The following is a 19,305-nucleotide window of genomic DNA, read 5'->3' as shown; positions in this document are numbered from 1 at the left end:
AAATGGAAGGCAGAGAGCATTTGCATGTTTAGAATTCCCCCTTTCCATTAACCACCCCGCCGTCCGTCCCAGTCCCTCCCCGACTCAAGGCCAGCATAAAGAATAGACCCGGGACCGTTACCGGAAGGCGGCGTACCCGGTAGAATAAAGACATAGAAACGAGCGAGAGGAAAGGATGAGGAACATGAGAAAACTATTCCGATCTAACACGGACAATAAATTGACTGGACTTTGCGGAGGCATCGCTGAATATTTCGGCATCGACTCCACCATTGTAAGATTGCTGGTCGTCATCACCGCATTCTTCAGCTTCGGAGCAGTAGTGGTGCTGTACTTCATAGGTACGATTCTTGTACCGAAGGCGCCGCTAGGCGATATGTCCTTCATGAATAACTATAATCACAAGCATTACTAAACTAAGCTGTACAAACAACCAAACTACAAACACAATCTAAGGAGAGATGAGATATGGGAATTTTGCAACGCGTCGTGAATATGACTAGAGCTGCTGCTAATGAAATGCTGGACAAGGTAGAAAATCCGGTGATGATGCTGAATCATTACTTAAGAGATCTGGACGAGGAAATTGACCGCGCCGAGCGCGCTTTGGTACAGCAACAGGCACAGGAGCGCATGATGGGCTCCAAATTCGAAGAGCTAAATACGCAAGCCCGTTATTACGAGGAAAAAGCGGTACAAGCAGCTACGGAAGGCCGCGAGGCTGAAGCCCGTACTGCTCTGGAAGCGAAGCTGCTGTATCTGGAGCAAGCGGAGGATACGGATCGACTGCGCGGTATCGCGGGGCAAGCCGCAATCGACTTACAGCTGCGTGTTGAATCGCTGAAGGAAGAAAAAACGCGTCTGCAAAGCAAGCGCGCTGAGCTGGTTGCCCGTGTTCGCCAGTCATCTGCACAAGCTGGCGGCAACGGATTCGCTGCCCCCCATCTGCAAGGCAGCGCCGCTGCACGCGGTTTTGAGCGAATCGAGCAGAAGGTGATGGAGTGGGAAGCTGCACGCGAGCTGTCCAAAACATCCGCCGGCAACTACGTAAGCCCTGCTGTCCATGACCAGAAGCAGGAGCAACGCAATGCGCAAGTCGAAGAACAGCTGCAACGCCTGCTGCAGAAGCAATCCGGCAGCTAGCCTTCATATAGATGAAGAACGCCCCGCTATTTGGCAGGGCGTTCTTTCTTTTTTTATCCCCTCGGCCAACTCAGCCTGATTGTCGTGCCTTGACCCGGAGCGGTATCAACTGTAATATGTCCGCCCATCGCTTCTACCAGATCCTTCGCTATCGCCATCCCAAGTCCCGTGCCTTCTGCCATCGCCATACTGTCTGTCCCGCGGTAATAACGATCGAACAGCCGCGCCGCCGTCTGCTCATCCATCCCTCTGCCATCATCGGCAAACGTGATCACGATACCGCCGTCACGGTCGTCCTCTACCACGCTAACGGTCAATTGGGTTCCGGGCGGATTATGGAGCAGCGCATTGGCGGTCAAATTCATAACGATTCGATGGAGCCACGGCGCATGCAGCCTAATGTACATATCTTTTCCTGACGGAACGAACTTTACGCTTTGATGGTCAAAAGAAGGATGAGACGCGGCTTGCTCCACCGATTTGCGGAGCCACTCGTTCAGCTCCAACTCTTCCCCCTTCGGCGGCTGTACGCCTGCGCTTATACGATAGGTCATCGCCAGATCGTTGATCAGCGTATCCATATGCGCCGACTTCTCCAGCATCGTTCGCGAGAAATGGCGGACTTCCTCGGCGCTCCACTCATACCGCTCCTCCGACAACATGTGGGCGTAGCCTTTGATGGAGGAGAGTGGCGTCTTGAGATCATGGGTAATGCCCGATATCCATTCTTCGCGCAGACTTCGATTCTGCTCGCGCAGTTCCCGGTCCCGGAGCAAAGTGACGGACAATCGCTCGATCGAATGGAGCACATCGGAAAACACCCGGTAACGGGAACGCCAGCCTCCTAGCCGGTTGCGGCTTCTCGGGACTCCTTTGCGGTCAACCGGCTCCGTATACACGCCCTTGCCAAGCGAGTCCAGCCAAGCAAGCATATGCAGCATCGGCGACCCGAAGCGCCGCGCATTCCATAACGAGAGCAGGAAGAACACCAGCAGCAGGGAAAGCAGCATGACCGAGATGGCAATCAGCAGCACTTTGGCCTCCGGCGGCAGCCATGACGAATCTGATTGCGCAGGCTTTAGCGTATTCGGCAGGGATACGATCCAGGTCATCCCCGTCTCCGGAACATAGCGTGCACTCATGCGGTAGCCATAACGGTCATTGTACAGGGTACGCAGTGCCATCTCCTGCACGTTGTACCGATCAATGGCATCGGCTGGCTTATTGAACGAAGCCAGCTCGACCCCGGAATGATTCAGCACCTGCGCATATCCTCCCAGCGTCAGCAGCCGCTCCGCCGCCGTCTCCGGAAGCTGCAATTGTCCGTTCGCAGCCGCTTGTCCATGCGCCACCGCCGTCTCAAGCAGCGGTCCGATCTCGTCTTTGACCCCATAGACAACGGTAAATAACCTGCCGTGCTTCTCTTGAATCCACAGATACAGATGATAAGGAAACGGCCTCTCTCCTGTCCAATAAGACAACATCTCTCCCGGCGCATACTTCAGCGGCACATCCGGCGGCGTATTAAAGGACTGCTCTACGTTACCGTTTTCGTCCAGACTTTGCAGCCAGCCGTTATTGGATTTCACCTGCTCCAGCAGCTTCGGGTCGAATCGGATGCCGTCCTTGGTCAGCTTCGAGGATTCAACCAGCCTCTCCAGACCGATGGATGAAAAATCAATCGATATATTAATTTCCGCATAACGCTGAGTAATCCATATAATGCCCGCTGCCACAATCAGCAAAGAAAGGACGACTGCGATGGTGAGCTGAAGCGTAAAGCGAAGAATCAGCTGCCGCTTCATCATGCCTTCCTGCTTTCCGCATCCAGCCTCTGAACGAGCTTGTAGCCCATGCCTCTTACATTAACTATAAACTTTGGCCGGGAAGGATCTTCCTCAATCCGCTCCCGTATGCGATGGATATGCACCATCACCGTATTGTCGTCATTGAGCGCATCGACGCCCCATACTTGCTGATACAGCTCGCTTTTGCCGAAGATCCGGTTCGGATGCTTGCACAGATAGAGCAACAATTGAAAGACAAGAGCAGGGCACGGCACAGACTGGCCGTTCACGATTAGCTCTCCTGCTTCCTCATGCACCTGGAATCTGCCATAATCGTAGACTGTGCCGGCTCGCCTCCCTCTTCGCTCTTCTCCTTGATCACTCTGTCTGAGTGAGGCCATATACCGGCGAAGCTGGGATCGAATACGGGCAACAACCTCCATCGGATTGAATGGCTTGGTAATATAATCATCGCCACCTACGGCGAAGCCGGACAGCTTGTCAAAGTCAGATGTGCGTGCCGTCAGGAACAGAATTGGCGCGTCCGTCAGCTGTCTTAGGAAAGGCGCAGCCTCCAGACCGCTCCGTCCCGGCATCATCACATCCAGCACAATGAGATGATAGGTTTTGTCGGCGCATGCCTTCAAGGCCTCCTCTGCGGATCGAACGGTATCGATATCGGCAAAGCCTTCTTTACGCAAGACTGTTTTCATCATTTCAAGTATGGAGAGCTCGTCATCGACAAGCAGTATAGAAGCATGGTTCATTATCGTTCTCCCTTAGCGACTGGCTTTGCCTCTATTTTAGCACGACTTTCAGAAGGTGGACGATGCGCCAATCTTAACGGAGCCTTAACTTTCCGGTCTGTACATCGGACCATCCTTAAGCTTCCGTACATGTTCCGTTTCATGTGCCTTTAAACTCAATTGTTACGATATAAACGAACGAAAAATAGAGAAACGAGCGAATAAAGAAAAAGGAGTGGAGTTTGATGAAAAACAAATTGCCAAAACGCCTCAGAATAGCCGGCGCCATTATCGCAACTGGAGCTATTGCGGGAATACTGACTGCCTGCAGCGGGGAAGCAAAGCCTGCAGCAACGCCGGTAGCCACACAGGTCAGCACGGGAGGGGAACAAATGGGGAATGAGGCAAGCAAGATCGAGCCGGAGGATTTGGCCAAATTTATGCTAGATGGGGAATACACACGGATTTATAAGCAATTATCCAAAGATTTTCAGGCTCAGGTGGGCGAAGAGGAATTCAAGTCTGTGGCAGCCGACGCAACAGCGGGAATCGAATCCTTCAAAGCATCAAGCTCGCTCAAGCTGAACGGCCTGGATCAGCGGATATGGCTAAGCAGCTCCCATGATACCGGGATGCTCGCCGCTTTTGACCAAGACAACGTTATTGTCGCTCTTCAGTTCCAGCCTCTGGAGCAGCATGCCGATACCGACCAGATCTATACGAAGGCCGCCTATGATTGGCCAATGCACGGAGACTGGTTCGTATTCTGGGGCGGAACGAATGTATTCGACAACTATCACTATGCGCATCCTTCCCAGCGATACGCCTATGACATCATACAAGAGAAGAACGGAATGTCGTACGAAGGAGATCCTGCGAAGAATGAAAGCTATTATGCCTTCGGACAGGATGTGGTAGCCCCTGCCGACGGGACGGTCGTTGAAGTTGTCAACGATATCGCAGATAACGAGCCAGTCGGGGTCATGAACGAGAAAGCCCCTGCCGGCAATGTCGTCGTCATCGACCATGGCGGCGAGTACAGCTACCTCGCTCATTTGAAGAAAGGGTCTGCTATGGTAAAGGTCGGTGACCAAGTAAAACGCGGAGACAAAGTCGGCGAAGTCGGCAACTCCGGCAACTCCAGCGAAGCGCATATGCACTTCCAGGTATCGGACGGCAGCGACTTATTCGAGTCCAAGTCGATTCGCATCAAGTGGTCGAATGATCTCGATCCTACTCGCGGAAAAACAATTAACGGCGGAAAATAACAGCTAACGACCAAAGACTGCCTGTCCATAAGAACAGCAGTCTTTGGTCATATATAGCATACATGCTTAACCGGATAACCATGCTATTCTTCGTATATCATTCGTCTGGTCATGCCGCCATCAACGGTCAGATGCGTGCCCGTTACGAAGTCATTGTTCGGATCGGTCAAATAGAAGCACGCATTGACGATATCCTCAGGCCTCCCCACTCGTCCCGCCGGATGCTGGGCATGATCCTCGGAGCGGAGGGCATTGTAATCTCCTGTCTCAATCCATCCGGGACAAATCGCATTGACGCGGATATGGTCATGGCCAAGGGAAACGGCCATCGCATGTGTCAGTCCCAGAATGCCGGCTTTGGAAGCCGCATATGCTTCCGAATTCGGTTCAGACATAAGCGCCCGAGTAGAGGAAAGATTAACAATTGCGCCGCCGCCGCGCTTTTTCATTTGAGCCGCAGCCTCACGCGAGCATAGGAAGGTGCCCCGCAAATTGGTATGGATTACGCTGTCCCACTCATCCAGCTCCAGCTCATACGGCGACTTCCAAATGCCAAAGCCAGCATTGTTGACGAGGATATCGATGCCCCCGACCAGTTCTTCAATTCTCGTGAACATAGAGGAGATATCACCTGGGATGCTTAGATCTACTGTGATCGAGACTGATTCATGCCCTATTCTCTTAAGCTGCGTCGAAGTGTCGGCTAGCCCGACTTCATTGCGATCGGCTATTACAACGACTGCCCCGTTTCTGGCGTAAGCCAGCGCAAGCGCTTGTCCAATCCCGGCACCCGCTCCAGTAATGAGAGCGATCTTTTCTGCAAAATGGGCTTGCTCCTGCTCTATTCCCGGCATAATGTCCCTCCTTCATGATCTTAACCGCACTTATTTAGTCATGATTATCTGATTACCTGTATTATAGCTCGCCCATGCAACGAATCAAAACATAGTAACGCATCTGGCGAAAGGCCGGAAAATGCGATATGATTTGTCAACATACAACAAACGATCAGTCTGAATAAAGAACGGGATGAACCAATATGGGCATAGAATGGGAATGGACTTGGCAAGTTATATTGATTATCGTCGCAGGGGGCTTTATAGCAGCATTCGTCGATTCAGTCGTAGGTGGAGGCGGCCTGATTGCCGTCCCGGCACTGCTCGCCGCAGGTTTGCCGCCGCATCTGGCGCTTGGAACGAATAAGCTTGCCGGATCGATGTCTTCGCTTACAAGTACGATCGCTTTTTTCCGGTCTGGGCATGTAGACCTCCGATTATCCGGCAAGCTAGTGCCGTTAACCGCAATCGGCGCGGTGGCAGGTACACTGCTCTTGCAGCTTGTTCCTACGGACTGGCTCCGTCCGCTAGTTATTGTCATGCTTTTGCTGGTTACGCTCTATACCCTCTTCCGAAAGGACTGGGGAGCGGTCAGCACCATGCGTGTGCTATCTCGCCGAAGCTGGCTCGCCATGGCGGCTGCCGCATTGCTGCTTGGCGGATATGACGGGTTTTTCGGTCCGGGAACGGGTTCGTTCCTGATCTTTGCTTTTCTCTTGATCGGACTGGACTTTGTAAAGGCGGCAGGGAATGCGAAGCTGCTTAACTTCACCAGCAACTTCTTCTCCTTAATTGCTTTTGTTGCGCTTGGCTCAGTGGCTTACGGAGTAGGATTACTAATGGGCGGGGCTATGGTGCTGGGTTCCATCGTAGGATCGAGAGTTGCGATTAAAAAGGGGGCAAAGTATGTGCGTCCTCTATTTATCGGTGTGAGCGCATTGCTGATTGCAAGACAAATATGGGTGATGGCGGTGGGGTAAGGGACCTTTCGCCATTTTTTCGCCACATGTTGTGAAAAAAATCACATGATTCTTTTCGAATCTATTGCGCTCCTCTTTCCGATCGCATATGATAATAACAAATAGATGATTGTGAATCATTTCACATTATAAATTAGGTTGTGAAAAGATTCACTTGGCGAAGGGTGAACCTAACGTCCTTCGTCCCATACAAGGAGGAGATTGGAATGAGAAACATGAACATTGCTGTTATCGGATGCACGCACGCTGGCACGGCCGCCATTACCGGAATGGCTAAGCAATACCCTGATGCCCAAATCACCGTCTTCGAGCGGAACGATAATATCTCCTTCCTGTCGTGCGGCATTGCGCTTCATGTGGGCGGTGTCGTGAAGGATTCGAAGGGGCTGTTCTACTCGTCGCCTGAGAAAATGGAAGAGCTTGGCGTGACTATGAAGGTCCGCCACGATGTACTCGATGTAGATACGGACGCCAAGACGCTAAGAGCGAAAAACCTGCAAACCGGCGAAGAATTCGTCCATTCGTTCGACAAGCTGGTCGTCACGACCGGATCGTGGCCGATTATCCCTCAACTGGAAGGCATCGATCTGGAGAACGTCGTACTGTGCAAAAATTACAATCACGCACAAGCCATCATCCAGAAAGCAAGACTTGCCCGCCGCATCGCCGTCATCGGTGCAGGTTATATCGGAATCGAGCTTGTTGAAGCCTTCGAGATGCTTGGCAAAAATGTAACGTTAATCGACAATATGGAGCGTGTGCTCTACAAATATTTGGACCGGGAGTTTACAGATGTAGCGGAACGCGCATTCGCCGATCAAGGTGTGAAGCTTGCGCTGGGCGAGACTGTTACATCGTTCCAAGGCAATGCGAATGGCGAGGTAAGAGCCGTTGTAACGAACACTGGCGTGCACGAAGCGGATATGGTTGTCCTGTGCATGGGCTTCCGGCCCAACACGGAGCTGCTCAAAGGGCAGGTCGATATGCTCCCGAACGGTGCGATCATCGTCGATGAATATATGCGCACCAGCAAGCCCGATGTATTCGCCGCAGGAGACAGCTGCGCAGTCAAATATAACCCGACCGGGGAGCATGCCTATATCCCACTAGCTACCAACGCTGTCCGTATGGGAACGCTCGTAGCCAGAAACCTTGTTGAACCTACCGTCAAATATCTCGGTACGCAAGGCACTTCGGGCATTAAAATCTATGACTACAACATCGCCTCGACCGGTATGACGGAAACGGCTGCAATTGCTGCAGGAATGAACGTGAAAAATGTCACAATCATTGATAATGATAAGCCGGAGTTCATGCCGACGTTCGAGAAGGTTACGCTCAAGGTTGTCTATGAAGCAGACAGCGGCAAAATCCTCGGCGCCCAGCTGCTATCGAAAATCGATCTGACCCAGTCGATCAACACGTTGTCGGTCTGCATCCAAAACGGTATGACGATGGACGAACTCAGCTTCGTCGACTTCTTCTTCCAGCCGCATTACAACAAGCCATGGAATCTGCTGAACCAAGCCGGGTTGCAGGCGGTGTAAGCTGCGAATGGAATCGACGATATAACATAAGTCGATGAGACCAGCTTAGTCCGTTACGCGCACCATATCCGAGCAATTAAGTCGATCTGATCGACCTATTGGCGGAACTCGGCTGGACTTGGGGCTTTAAGTCGGTGAAATCGACTTATTGAGTTAATCCCGACCATCCTTCCCACTCTCGCCATTGTTTACTGGATGTAATAAGCAGCAGCATTAAAGATTTTCACAACCGAAAGTCAACGACAGTACGCACCAACTATGAAAGGCGACACCGGAACCATCCCGGCGTCGCTTTTTTTATATCAATATAGTGCCTAACTCCTACCAAGCATTAACGCCGATCTTCTCCAGAATTTCGCTAATAAATGCAGGCTCGTCCTCCGGTGTGCGCGATGTAATCAAATTCTGATCCACGACAACTTTCTTATCGATAAAGCGACCGCCCACCTTCTCCACTTCGGATGCGATGCCTGGATACGATGTCAATGTACGTCCCTCTAATATTCCGGCTGCAGCCAGAATTTGCGGACCATGGCAAATCGCAGCGATTGTGATACCAGCAGAGTCGGCCTCCTGAACAAATTGCTGGACCTTCTCGTTGTCCATCAGCTTACCCGGGGAGCTTCCGCCAGGAATGATGACGGCCGCATAATCGCTTGCTGTTGCTTCTTCAATGGAAAGGTGGGACGTATACGCAATCGTTCCTTTTTTACCCCGCAACTCCACACCCGCCCGCTCGCTGATGATTACTGTCTCATGACCGTTCTTCACCATTTCGTCGAACGGATTTTCCATCTCCGAATCCTCGAATCCGTCCGCCAGCAGAAACGCAACCTTCTTTGCATTCGTCATTGTCAATCGCTCCTCTCAAACCTGGAATACGTATACTTTACCCTCTTCATCCTGATTTGAAGCAATTGGCTTCTTCCCCTAAAAAAAATACCGCATCCATATCTTCTCAATCTCGTATACCAAATTGGGACAAACTTCTAGCCCTATCGACCTTTATCCATTACTATAGGAAGAGATGGTTACAGGGACCTTTTTCCCATATTACATAGATGAGGTGATGACGTAATGTCCTTGATTGATATCGTCAAATATGACGGCACGCCGGATGTGTACGCTTGGAAATTTCCGCATCAGGAGCTGGGCACTTGGACGCAGCTGATTGTCAATCAATCGCAGGAAGCGATCCTGTTCAAGGGAGGCAAGGCGTTAGACAGCTTCGGACCAGGCAGACATACGCTTAGCACAGCCAATATTCCGCTTTTGAACCATATTGTCAACCTGCCGTTTGGCGGCAAGTCGCCATTTACCGCAGAAGTATGGTTCGTCAACAAAGGCAGCGTTCTTGATATTAAATGGGGTACAGCCACACCGATTCAGGTGAAGGACCCCCTGTATCATATTTTGGTTCCTGTACGCGCTTTTGGCCATTTCGGACTGACTGTCGAGGATAGCCGGAAATTCCTGATCAAGATGGTCGGAACGTTGGGCGAGTTTACAAAGGAATCATTATCCAAGCATATTCGCGGCGTTATGATGATGAATATTACCGAAATTATTACATCGTATCTGATTCATAAAAAAGTGAGCTCTTTGGAAATCAACGCGTATATCAGCGAAATTTCTTCGCATGCGCAGGCTAAAATCGCAGATGTGTTGGATGAATTCGGGATCAAAATCCATCATTTCTATATTGAAAACGTAAGCGTGCCGGATGGCGATCCCTCCATTGAGAAGCTTCGCAGTCTGCTGAACAAGAGACTGGAGATGGAAATGGTCGGCTTCTCGTATCAACAGCAGCGCTCCCTCGACATTCTGGAAGGCGCTGCAAAAAATCCGGGCAGCGTTCATCCGCTCTTTGTCGGCGCAAATCTCGGGAGCACGCTTGGCGGCACGTTCAGCGGCCAGATGGATCGTGTCAGCGACGCCATGAATGCTTCGCCTCCGCCAGCCCTTGCGAAGTGTCCGCATTGCGGAGCGAGCGGCTCGGCAGGAGTGCCATTTTGCAGCAATTGCGGTAAAAGCATGCGTGAAAAGGAGCCAGCGGCTCTGGAATCCCCGGCCAAAAAGGTCCCTCATTGCGACAAATGTGGAACCGCTATAGCTGAAAACGCCAAGTTCTGCGCCAATTGCGGCGACAAGTATCATGCATGCCCGTCTTGCGGAGCTGATACGGCAGAAGACAGTGCCAAATGCCATGAATGTGGAACCGCGCTGCCGAAGTCTTGTGTAAGCTGCAATGAAACAATTCTCGGCGGTTCCGCATTCTGCAGCCATTGCGGCGCAAGCCAGAAGCAAGGGGGTTGATCATTTCATGACGATACGTCCACAAGCTTTAAATTCAACTATCTTCCTGCTTATTGCAGGGCTTACGTTGTTTATTTATTTTGGCCTTAATCCGATTGTTACCTGGGACTTGCGCCAGATTCTGGCGCTCTCAGCCGTTCTATTGGCTGAACTGGCAGCTTGGCTGATGATATCCCGGTTAATTCAAGGCTCACGAGCAGGATACCAAGGCTCTTATATGACATACGGAATGATAGCCGGACTCTACTTCGTTGCCGCTGTCGTTGCGGCATTCCTTGCTTTCCTTCCGCTTGGCGTGTACATCACGCTCCATGGTGTACTGCTGCTTGTTGCTGTCATCGCATCTGCGCTGGTCCGTGTGTCTTACTCTCATATTCAGAACGTTGAGCAAGGGGACAGCGAGCGGACTGCAGACTGGAAGCTTATGCTGACAGCAGCGCGGAATGCCAAGCTGTCGCTTCAGCGATGGGAACAGGCGGAGCGTTCAAAAGTAGCACCCGTCCTGGACTCGCTAATTGATGATATCGCGTATAGCGATCCTGCATCCCTTCCCGCTCTTGCGGAGCTCGAATATACGATGCAACTGGATATCCAATATATCAATGGCGTCATTGAATCGGCGAAACAAATAAATGCCCAAAACGAATCCACAGAAGAGCTCATCCGTTCCATTCATCATCTGCGAGAACAAGTCAAAGCCCGCAACCTGCAATTGGTTGTGAGCAAATAACGGAGGGTACGGAACGTTATGCGTGGTTTTGGTTACGTCATTTCTGTCATCTTAACAGTGGCTGGTGCTATTTATACATTGGTTTCACTTATCTTTACGCTCATTATCATGTCGGAAGTTTCTTCAGAATCTGATTCCTTTGCAGAAGGCTTAGTCTTATTATTGATACTTTTCACCATGTTCTATCTTCCTACATTCGCGCTCTTTTTCTTCGGGCATCGCATTCGGAAGAAGCTGAAGCGCAAGAATGAAGCAGAAGCTGCGGCCATTGCCGCTGCACAGTACGATCCGGTATACCATGCCCCGCCTGTTCAACAGCGCGTGGAAACCAAAACCGTCATCAATGTCGTAGAATCCAGACCTGCTCCCGCCCCGAAAAAAGCACCTACCGTGTCCGTAGAGTGCAAGGGTTGCGGCGCCCGGAAAGCAGTAGTAAAAGGAGAAAGTACCTCTTGCGACTATTGCGGATCGCCTCTGGCAGCAACAGCTCAATAAATTGTATAGGGCGATTGCGCCTATAAGTAACGGAGGATGAAATTTAACTTATGCGCATAATCAGAATCGTAATCGGTTGTGTTTTACTCGCAGTCGGTATCCTTTATTCCATTCTTTCTATTCTATCAACGATTGAAATGGACCCGGGTAATTCCAGTGGTGAGGTAGTTGGACATTACATTGGTCAGCTCTTACTTTTTTATGGTCCATCCTTCCTGCTTCTTTACTTTGGTTATCGACTGATCAGAAAGAAGAAACCAAAAAAACAGGTTGTGCCGGTACAACAACCCATTCCCGCTTCTTATATTCCGCCAGTACAGCATCAAGTCAATACAGTCATTAATGTCGTAGAAACCAAGCCAACACCGCCGCCGGTACCGAAAAAGACCGTATCCGTGGAATGCAAAGGCTGCGGTGCACGGAAGGCTGTTGCAGCAGGCGAGAGCTCGCCATGCGATTATTGTGGATCGCCTTTAACAGCCTAAGCTTGCAACACACAACCTAAGTTTTTTATGCTGATTGCCAGCTCGTATCGGAGGTACAAAAGTTATGCGTGGTTTTAAATATGCAATGTCTATGGTCATGACCATATTCGGTACGGTTTACATCCTGCTTTCCGTCGGGTTTACATTGATTTTAATCATGCAACTTCCTAAGGGAGCAGCTCTGTCCATCGTACAGGTCATCCTTTTCCTGCTCATGAATTCGCCTCCTGTCTTGCTATTGTACTTTGGACAGCGCATCAGAAAAAAATTGTATGCCGAACAACATGCAACACTGCCGGCTCAGCCGATGTCCTTTACTCCGCCTGAGCCGAGGGCGATTATTAAAGTAAAACCTACACCGGTTCCGGCCCCGAAAAAGACCGTGTCAGCGGAATGCAAAGGCTGCGGGGCTCGGATGGCTATCATGAAAGACGAGGTTTCGTCTTGCGACTATTGCGGCTCTCCATTATCTGCGGGCAACTAAAAACATGTATACGGCTTGCTCTAACGGCTGGCATGTAAAACGATCGTTGCCCCGCAGCCTGCAACTAGTTGCCAGTAAATGACGGAGGGGTTTAAATTTTATGCGTTTCTTCTCACACATCCTGACTATTTTTGGCGTCCTATTCGCCATTGCTTCACTTTTGTTCACAGTAGTAGTTGGCCTGATAACCTCAGAAACAGGCGACTCTGATCTTTCTACATCCATTTCAGCACTTGTCTTCATGTTTTATATACCAACGTTCTTGCTCTTGTTCTTCGGCCATCGCACTCGAAAAAATCTGCGGTTGAAGATGTCAGCCCCACCCCCGCCGCAGCCTAGTCCGGTTCAAGTCATCCCACCGCCCGTCCAGCGGCGTGTAGAAACAAGAACAGTGGTCCATGTAGTGGAATCCAGGCCAGCGCCCGCTCCGAAAAAAGCGGTGTCCGTATCCGTGGAATGCAAAGGCTGCGGCGCACGTAAGGCTGTCACAGCAGGCGAAAGCTCGACATGCGACTATTGTGGCTCGCCATTAACGGCAGGAAGCTAAAGGCAGCGTGTTGGCAGCAAAAAGAGGCAGGCCCGACGTTTCATACGCCTGGCCTGCCTTCCTCTTTTATAACTTAAGCCATAAGCTTCTGTTCCTGCCCTCTTCTTCTCCCCAGCAACCTGCTCAGAGAGACGCGCGCGCACCACAAGGCAATAGCGACAAATACGAGGCCCCATAGCAAAGCAGGTACGCCAGTCGCTTCAGCTAGGTTGGTCGCATCGCCTGCAGAGCCCGGGTTTTGCAGTGCCAGATAAAGAATAACAAATGCAGAGACAACCGATTCCACCAGGCACAGAAACGCAATCAGCAAGTAATAGCTCTGCTGCAGCCATCTCGGAGCCAAAAAAGCGACAGCGGCTGTCACAGCCGCAAAGCCGACGCTCCATGCCATTCCGTAGCCGTTGCGTACGAACAGAATAGCCGCGAGACCCGCCATTAAAGCAATGATGGTTAGCCCCGTCTTCGAATTATCCTTGCGATAGAGCATAAACAGCAGCATGGCAAATAGTGACGCCCCCACGTACCCCGCCAGACCGATCGGAATGATCATCCAGCCCTCTTGAAACCGCGTCCACGTAACTCCGCTCTGATCTGCATACAGATGAATTTCCATTACCCTACCCTGCAGCAGCAGCGCGGTTAGCCCGTGAGACAGCTCATGCACCAGCGTATTCACATTGCGGAAAAACTCCGAAAACGGAATGAATCGCGTCAACACTAGAACAACAATAAACAGCAGTGCCGTACGAAACCATGAAAACAATAACGTTCCCCCTCTATGCTGAAATAGCTCTATATCCCTTCCTTATCATCCTCACAGGATTTCACTAACTACTATACCATTAACCGTATCGCCGTTAGCGATAAAATCCATTTCATACCGTTATTACGATTAATTCCAGCCTTATGTAACAACAATTTCCGCCATTTTCCTTGATGAATTTATGTACAACCTCACATACCCAACAATTTGCGACTTCCAAAAATGCAACTTTCCCCTATTTCCAAGCGTCTTTACTAGTAATAAGTTTACATAACCTATAACGAACAACGGGAGAAGATCATGTTGATCAACAAGAAACATTTGAATCTAGTCCTGCTTGCGCTTGCTATCTCACTTGCGCTGTCCGCTTGCGGCAGCGGCAATTCGAACAACAATTCCCATACAGAGCCCCGCGCCAGCGGAGTCCCGTCAGTGACGGCAACGCCTTCTGCAACACCTGAGCCCGAGCCGACTGCAACCCCTGCTCCGGGCGAAGACGGATCGTCTGCAGCTGAAGAGCAGCCGTCCCAAGCGCCATTGGAGCCGACGACTCCATCGCCGAAGCCGACAGAAACGCCTACCGTCACGGCCAAGCCAAGTGTGAAGCCTTCCGCTACGGTCAAGCCAACTCAGCAGCCGTCAGTGAGGCCAACCGAAAAACCGACGCAACAGCCGACGCAACAGCCGACGCAACAGCCAAGCGCGAAGCCTTCCGCTACACCGAAGCCAACGTCAACGCCGAGCCCAACACCACAGCCGACACAGCAGCCTTCACAGCCGCCAACGGAAAAGCCGAATCCGTCCCCAACGGTTACCGTCCAAGGCATCGTGGATAAGATTACGGCCGATCTCGAATTTGTCGGTCAGGTAGCGGTAGAGAAAGCGATGATTCCCGACTCCTACAATGGCATCGATCCGGATAGCCTGCTGGAGGAAGGCGTGTTTCAGCAAGCGGGTTTTATGATTTCCGCCAGCGAGTTTTCGGTCGTGAAGCTGAAGACTGCGGACCAATACGATACGATAAAGGAAGCCTTCGAATTCCGCGCAGCGGCCGTGCAGAAAACCTTTGAGGAATATTTGCCGGACCAGCACGAGCTGGCGAAAAACTATAAGATCGTAAAAAACGGCAATTATGTTCTCTTCTGCATCTCCAGCAAGCAGGACGAAGTGATCGACATCTTCAACGGTTTCTTCAAAACATAAACATTCCTAATCGCAAAAAAAAGCGGCCGACGATTATACGTCAGCCGCTTTTTTTAATGGGCACATGCTAATGATCTACACAGCCTGATTGTCGATAAATTGCTGCTCCACCAGCTTTGCATACAGCTCATGGGCTTGCAGCAATTCGGCATGCGTACCTTGCCCGGTCACCTCTCCCTTCTCCAGCACAATAATCTTGTCCGCATTGCTGATCGTGGACAGCCGGTGTGCGATGACTAGCGTCGTTCTAGCCTTCATCAGCTCGTTCAGCGCTTCCTGGACCAGCTTCTCCGAATCGCTGTCCAGATGCGCTGTCGCTTCATCCAGCAACAGAATATCGGGATCGCGCAGCAGCGCTCTTGCGATCGCCAGACGCTGCCGTTGCCCGCCGGACAGCTTCACGCCTCTCTCGCCTACCTCTGTCTCCAAGCCCTGCGGCAGCGAAGCGATAAATTCGGATAGATTGGATTGCGCCAGTGCTTCCTTGATCTTAGACTCATCCGTTCCTTCGAGACCGTAAGTGAGATTATGGCGAATCGTTCCCGCCATCATCGGACTATCTTGGGAGACATAAGCAATGCGGCTGCGCCAGCCCTCCAGCCCTATATCCGCAATGGGCACATCGCCGTAACGGATTACACCGTCGCTAGGGTCATAGAACCGCTCGATAAGGGAGAATAGCGTCGTCTTGCCGGTTCCGCTTGGACCTACAATAGCGGTCATACCGCCAGGCTGCGCTTCGAAGGTCAAATTCTTGACGATTGGCCTGTCAGCCGAATAGGCAAAGCTCACTCCTTCGAAAGCCAGTGTCAGATCCTTATCCAGCGCGAGCGGCTGAACCTTCATACCGGCCGCGGCTGCCCCCGACTCCGCCGGCTCCTTCAGAAGCTCAATGATGCGCATCGATGCGCCCATTGCCTTTTGGAATTGCGTGAAGAACGACGCCATCTGCGTGAACGGCATGACGATTTGGAACATATACAGGATAATAGCGACCAGTTCACCCGTGGACAACGAGTTTTGCGCAACTCTTACCCCTCCGTAGCCAATTAGTAATACCAGAATAAGCAGCATAACCGTCATCATAAGCGGCGTTACGATGGACATAATTTTGGCTTCCTGCAAGCCGAAGCGGAACAAGCTCTTGATCCGTCCTTTGCCCTGCTTGTACTCTACCTCTTCTGCCAGCGAAGCCTTGACGAGCCTGATGTCCGACAATACCCGCCCCAGATCGCCTTGGAACAGCGCCGTCTCGTCTTGCATAGACTTGGAAATTTTGAACATCTTGCTGCCGAGCGGCCATAGAATAAGCATTGCCAGCGGCACGGCAATGAACATCAGCACTGTCATCTTCCAGTCGATATAGAGCAGAATCGCGACGCCCCCGATAATGGAGACGATGCCTCCGAGGAACGAGATTACATGGCTAATGATGAAATCCTTAATGACATTCGTATCATTCGTCACGCGGCTCATCGTCTCTCCGGACGTATTCCGGTCGTAGAATGGAACAGGAAGGCGGAGCACACGCTCCCACAGCTCCTTGCGAATGCCGCCGATAATGAACTGGCCGACATAGGACATCGTATAGACCGAGAAGCCGGACGTTGCAGTCTGTAGAATAAATACAGCAGCTAACGATACGATCGTGAAGGTCTCTAGCGAGGACGCCGACAGCTGCTCCACCACATCCTTTGTCAGCAGCGGAATGAGCAGCGACATGGCGGTCTCCAGCAGTCCCAGTACGATAGCTGCCGCTATGATCCACTTGGCGGGCCTGTGCTTGCTAATCAATGTGAAAAACGGTTTAATTTCCATCGGAATTCCCCCCAGCATCCTGAATCTCTTTCTCTTTCTCCCTCTTCTCAAGCTCCTCCATGACAACTTGCACGAAAGTCTCCTCTTCCTTAGATAGACTGATCTGGAACAGAACCGGGTCAAGGCTCTGCTCAATCTCCTGCTCCAGCTTCGAGAGCTCCTGCTCGCTCAGTTGGCTTATCGCTGGTGCCAGCACCTCGGTCACGATCTGTACCATCTTACTGCCGACAGCCAGCACCTCCGGATCAGTCGGACTTTTGCCAGCCCTGCAATGCGACAGAAGCTCGATGAGAGTAAGGGTCATGATGCGCTCCCGCTCCAATCTGACCTCCTCCTTCACGCCCACATGATAGATCGCGTCTACAAGAACAGTAGGCATGCGTTCCGCCAAATATTGCTTCTGGCTCTCTTCATTCTGAATGTTGTGGATGAACATCAGCAGCAAGGCGCTATCCAGCTTTTCCGTTCCGTCCACATAGGTTCTAAGCCGCTCTATTGTAAAGATCGCCTGATCCAGCTGCTGCCGCTTCTTCTTGAGCAGCTCGTATTGAAGGGACAGCGACTGCTCCAGATCGGCCCCAGGCTCTGCGAAGTGTTCTGCAATTTCCTCCAGACTGAAATCCAAATATTTCAGCGTTAATATTTGCTGCAGCCGAAGCAAATCCCGTTCCGTGTAATAACGATGACCCTGGGCATTGCGGCCGGAGGGCGTAAGCAGCTCTTTGCGGTCATAGAACCTCAGCGTGCGCTCCGTAACCCCGGTCAACTTAGCGAATGCCCCAATGGCGTAAGTTTTTTCTGCATCCGATTGACTCTCCATCCTGTCGTCCTCCTCTCTCTATGATACGAGCATATCACTTGACGTAACGTCAAGCGCAAGCCTTTTTTTTTAAAAAAACATGATTCATAATAGCTTGTCATCATCGGTCGAATAGTGGATAAGCGCTGCGATAAATTTGGTTTTAATTACAGCATTCGTCTATATAATGAAATGTGGCTCTTAAGCTACCTATCCCTTTCGGAAGGAGCGATTGATGTGGAGAACAACCCGGTTCCGCCGTCATTCGGCGAAGGAAGCCCTCAGCACGCTTACCATCAGCATGTCTTGCAGCAGTCCCAGGACATGGCGCCTATCGTGTCGGTCAAGGAATGGATGCTCACGATGCTGCTCATGATCATTCCCGTTGTGAACATTGTCATGATGTTCGTATTCGCCTTTGGGGAAGGCAACCCGTCGAAGCAAAATTACTTCAAAGCTGCGCTCATATGGGCAGCCATCTTGCTGGCCTTTTATCTGCTCATTGTGGTACTCTTGTTCGGCACTCTTTTTACAACTACCATTTAGAACTGTCCTTCAAGCAATGTGTCTGTCAGCAATCGCTCCCGAAGCGCGCATATAAAAAAGGCATAGGAGCCTGCCAGAACCTCTCTGGCAAACTTCTATGCCTGCGCGCATGTAATCAGGATTTTTTCCCTTTAGGCGCTGCTTTCTCTGGTGTTGCGGTTGGCTGAGGCGTCGCTTTCTTCTCCGGTGCGATGGTTGGCTGAGGTGTCGGCTCCTCTTGCCGCTGCTCGTTTCTTTCCTTCCAATGATGCTTCTCCTTGTCGCCATGAGCCTTCTCCAGCTCTTCGCGAAGCTGATCCTCGGTTTTTCCTTTGGTCTCAATGCCATGCTTCTCGGCGACTTTCTGCAGATGCTCCAGACGCTTCGCCCGGTGCTCCGCTTTGAAGGCTTCCCACTTCTCCTTATTGGCTTCCTTGGCAGCGAGAAGCTCCTTCTTCAATTGATCCGCAGACTTGCCCTCTGTCGTGATGCCGAAGTAGACGGCCATCTCTTGCAGTTTCTTCAGCCGGTAAGCCTCGAATTGCTCTTTGGACATCCCGCCGCGATGATGCTTCGCTTCCCTGTCGTCCTTCAGGATCGGTCCTTCCAGCATCTGAGCCACGGATTGTTGCTCCGCATAGATGGCTGTATGGGACGAGCCTACAGAAGCTGCGGCGATGCCGATTGCGGCCGCCATAATCAGGTATATGTTGACCTTCTTCATTTGCTGTCTCACCCTTCTGTCGCAATGTATGTGGAGCGGATGCGAATCGCATTCCCCTCATTTGGAATATTGTTCCCATACATGCAGCCGAATAGACATGATTCAACAA

At 51.2% G+C, this 19,305-nt stretch carries 20 protein-coding genes; 12 read left to right on the top strand and 8 right to left on the bottom strand.

Features of this window, described 5'->3' with window-relative positions; genetic code table 11:
* Positions 1-184: 184 nt before the first annotated feature.
* A complete protein-coding gene (locus tag D3P07_RS15525; protein WP_119801129.1) occupies positions 185-415 on the top strand; it encodes a PspC domain-containing protein in 231 nt (76 codons plus the stop codon).
* Positions 416-468: 53 nt separating this feature from the next.
* Complete coding sequence (locus D3P07_RS15520; RefSeq protein ID WP_119801128.1) at positions 469-1,143, top strand: PspA/IM30 family protein; 675 nt, start codon at positions 469-471, stop codon at positions 1,141-1,143.
* Between the two features lie 53 nt (positions 1,144-1,196).
* Here the strand turns inward: D3P07_RS15520 and D3P07_RS15515 are convergent, their stop codons facing one another.
* Positions 1,197-2,951 carry a sensor histidine kinase gene (locus D3P07_RS15515; protein ID WP_119801127.1) on the bottom strand — a complete coding sequence of 585 codons (1,755 nt, stop codon included), beginning with the start codon at positions 2,949-2,951 and terminating at the stop codon, positions 1,197-1,199.
* A complete protein-coding gene (locus D3P07_RS15510) occupies positions 2,948-3,697 on the bottom strand; it encodes a response regulator transcription factor (RefSeq protein WP_119801126.1) in 750 nt (249 codons plus the stop codon). The genes D3P07_RS15515 and D3P07_RS15510 overlap by 4 nt, the downstream gene beginning before the upstream one ends.
* A 224-nt stretch (positions 3,698-3,921) precedes the next feature.
* Here D3P07_RS15510 and D3P07_RS15505 point away from each other — a divergent pair, with 224 nt between their 5' ends.
* Positions 3,922-4,944 (top strand): M23 family metallopeptidase, encoded by a 1,023-nt coding sequence (locus tag D3P07_RS15505; RefSeq protein ID WP_259391527.1) that lies wholly within the window; start codon positions 3,922-3,924, stop codon positions 4,942-4,944.
* 83 nt (positions 4,945-5,027) lie between these two features.
* Here D3P07_RS15505 and D3P07_RS15500 read toward each other — a convergent pair whose 3' ends face one another.
* The gene (locus tag D3P07_RS15500) at positions 5,028-5,798 is read right to left on the bottom strand and encodes an SDR family NAD(P)-dependent oxidoreductase (protein ID WP_119801125.1); all 771 of its coding nucleotides are present in this window, start codon (positions 5,796-5,798) and stop codon (positions 5,028-5,030) included.
* A gap of 185 nt (positions 5,799-5,983) precedes the next feature.
* Between D3P07_RS15500 and D3P07_RS15495 the strand changes: the two genes are divergently transcribed.
* Both D3P07_RS15495 and D3P07_RS15490 read left to right on the top strand, forming a co-directional pair.
* Positions 5,984-6,760: a TSUP family transporter gene (locus D3P07_RS15495; RefSeq protein WP_119801124.1), complete on the top strand. Its 777-nt coding sequence runs from the start codon at positions 5,984-5,986 to the stop codon at positions 6,758-6,760.
* A gap of 215 nt (positions 6,761-6,975) precedes the next feature.
* On the top strand, positions 6,976-8,307 hold the full coding sequence (locus tag D3P07_RS15490) for an FAD-dependent oxidoreductase (RefSeq protein ID WP_119801228.1): 1,332 nt from the start codon (positions 6,976-6,978) through the stop codon (positions 8,305-8,307).
* A gap of 321 nt (positions 8,308-8,628) precedes the next feature.
* On the opposite strand, the gene D3P07_RS15485 is transcribed toward D3P07_RS15490, so the two are convergent.
* Positions 8,629-9,159, bottom strand: a complete 531-nt coding sequence (locus D3P07_RS15485; RefSeq protein ID WP_119801123.1) for a type 1 glutamine amidotransferase domain-containing protein — start codon at positions 9,157-9,159, stop codon at positions 8,629-8,631.
* 225 nt (positions 9,160-9,384) lie between these two features.
* Here D3P07_RS15485 and D3P07_RS15480 point away from each other — a divergent pair, with 225 nt between their 5' ends.
* The 5 genes from D3P07_RS15480 (at position 9,385) to D3P07_RS15460 (ending at position 12,817) form a co-directional block, all read left to right on the top strand.
* On the top strand, positions 9,385-10,623 hold the full coding sequence (locus D3P07_RS15480) for an SPFH domain-containing protein (protein WP_119801122.1): 1,239 nt from the start codon (positions 9,385-9,387) through the stop codon (positions 10,621-10,623).
* Positions 10,624-10,630: 7 nt separating this feature from the next.
* The gene (locus D3P07_RS15475; RefSeq protein WP_119801121.1) at positions 10,631-11,353 is read left to right on the top strand and encodes a hypothetical protein; all 723 of its coding nucleotides are present in this window, start codon (positions 10,631-10,633) and stop codon (positions 11,351-11,353) included.
* Between the two features lie 18 nt (positions 11,354-11,371).
* Positions 11,372-11,848, top strand: coding sequence for an ABC transporter ATP-binding protein (locus D3P07_RS15470; protein ID WP_119801120.1), 477 nt, complete (start codon positions 11,372-11,374; stop codon positions 11,846-11,848).
* 50 nt (positions 11,849-11,898) lie between these two features.
* Positions 11,899-12,333, top strand: a complete 435-nt coding sequence (locus tag D3P07_RS15465) for a hypothetical protein (RefSeq protein ID WP_119801119.1) — start codon at positions 11,899-11,901, stop codon at positions 12,331-12,333.
* Between the two features lie 64 nt (positions 12,334-12,397).
* Entirely contained in the window at positions 12,398-12,817 is a 420-nt protein-coding gene (locus D3P07_RS15460; protein ID WP_119801118.1) for a hypothetical protein, read from the top strand.
* 620 nt (positions 12,818-13,437) lie between these two features.
* Here D3P07_RS15460 and D3P07_RS15455 read toward each other — a convergent pair.
* Complete coding sequence (locus D3P07_RS15455) at positions 13,438-14,127, bottom strand: M50 family metallopeptidase (RefSeq protein WP_119801117.1); 690 nt, start codon at positions 14,125-14,127, stop codon at positions 13,438-13,440.
* A 300-nt stretch (positions 14,128-14,427) separates the two neighbouring features.
* On the opposite strand from D3P07_RS15455, the gene D3P07_RS15450 reads away from it, so the two are divergent.
* Complete coding sequence (locus D3P07_RS15450; protein WP_119801116.1) at positions 14,428-15,330, top strand: DUF4358 domain-containing protein; 903 nt, start codon at positions 14,428-14,430, stop codon at positions 15,328-15,330.
* A gap of 75 nt (positions 15,331-15,405) precedes the next feature.
* On the opposite strand, the gene D3P07_RS15445 is transcribed toward D3P07_RS15450, so the two are convergent.
* Together D3P07_RS15445 and D3P07_RS15440 are read right to left on the bottom strand one after the other, a co-directional pair.
* Positions 15,406-17,148 (bottom strand): ABC transporter ATP-binding protein, encoded by a 1,743-nt coding sequence (locus D3P07_RS15445; RefSeq protein ID WP_119801115.1) that lies wholly within the window; start codon positions 17,146-17,148, stop codon positions 15,406-15,408.
* Positions 17,138-17,968 carry a MerR family transcriptional regulator gene (locus tag D3P07_RS15440; RefSeq protein WP_119801114.1) on the bottom strand — a complete coding sequence of 277 codons (831 nt, stop codon included), beginning with the start codon at positions 17,966-17,968 and terminating at the stop codon, positions 17,138-17,140. Before D3P07_RS15440 ends, D3P07_RS15445 begins: the two co-directional genes overlap by 11 nt.
* Before the next feature lie 216 nt (positions 17,969-18,184).
* Here D3P07_RS15440 and D3P07_RS15435 point away from each other — a divergent pair, with 216 nt between their 5' ends.
* The gene (locus D3P07_RS15435; protein ID WP_259391526.1) at positions 18,185-18,493 is read left to right on the top strand and encodes a hypothetical protein; all 309 of its coding nucleotides are present in this window, start codon (positions 18,185-18,187) and stop codon (positions 18,491-18,493) included.
* Positions 18,494-18,608: 115 nt separating this feature from the next.
* Here D3P07_RS15435 and D3P07_RS15430 read toward each other — a convergent pair whose 3' ends face one another.
* The gene (locus D3P07_RS15430) at positions 18,609-19,196 is read right to left on the bottom strand and encodes a hypothetical protein (RefSeq protein WP_119801113.1); all 588 of its coding nucleotides are present in this window, start codon (positions 19,194-19,196) and stop codon (positions 18,609-18,611) included.
* Between the last annotated feature and the right edge of the window lie 109 nt (positions 19,197-19,305).

The sequence above is a fragment of the Paenibacillus sp. 1011MAR3C5 genome, assembly GCF_003591485.1.
Classification (GTDB): domain Bacteria; phylum Bacillota; class Bacilli; order Paenibacillales; family Paenibacillaceae; genus Pristimantibacillus.
This window is presented reverse-complemented; position numbering and strand designations above follow the sequence as displayed.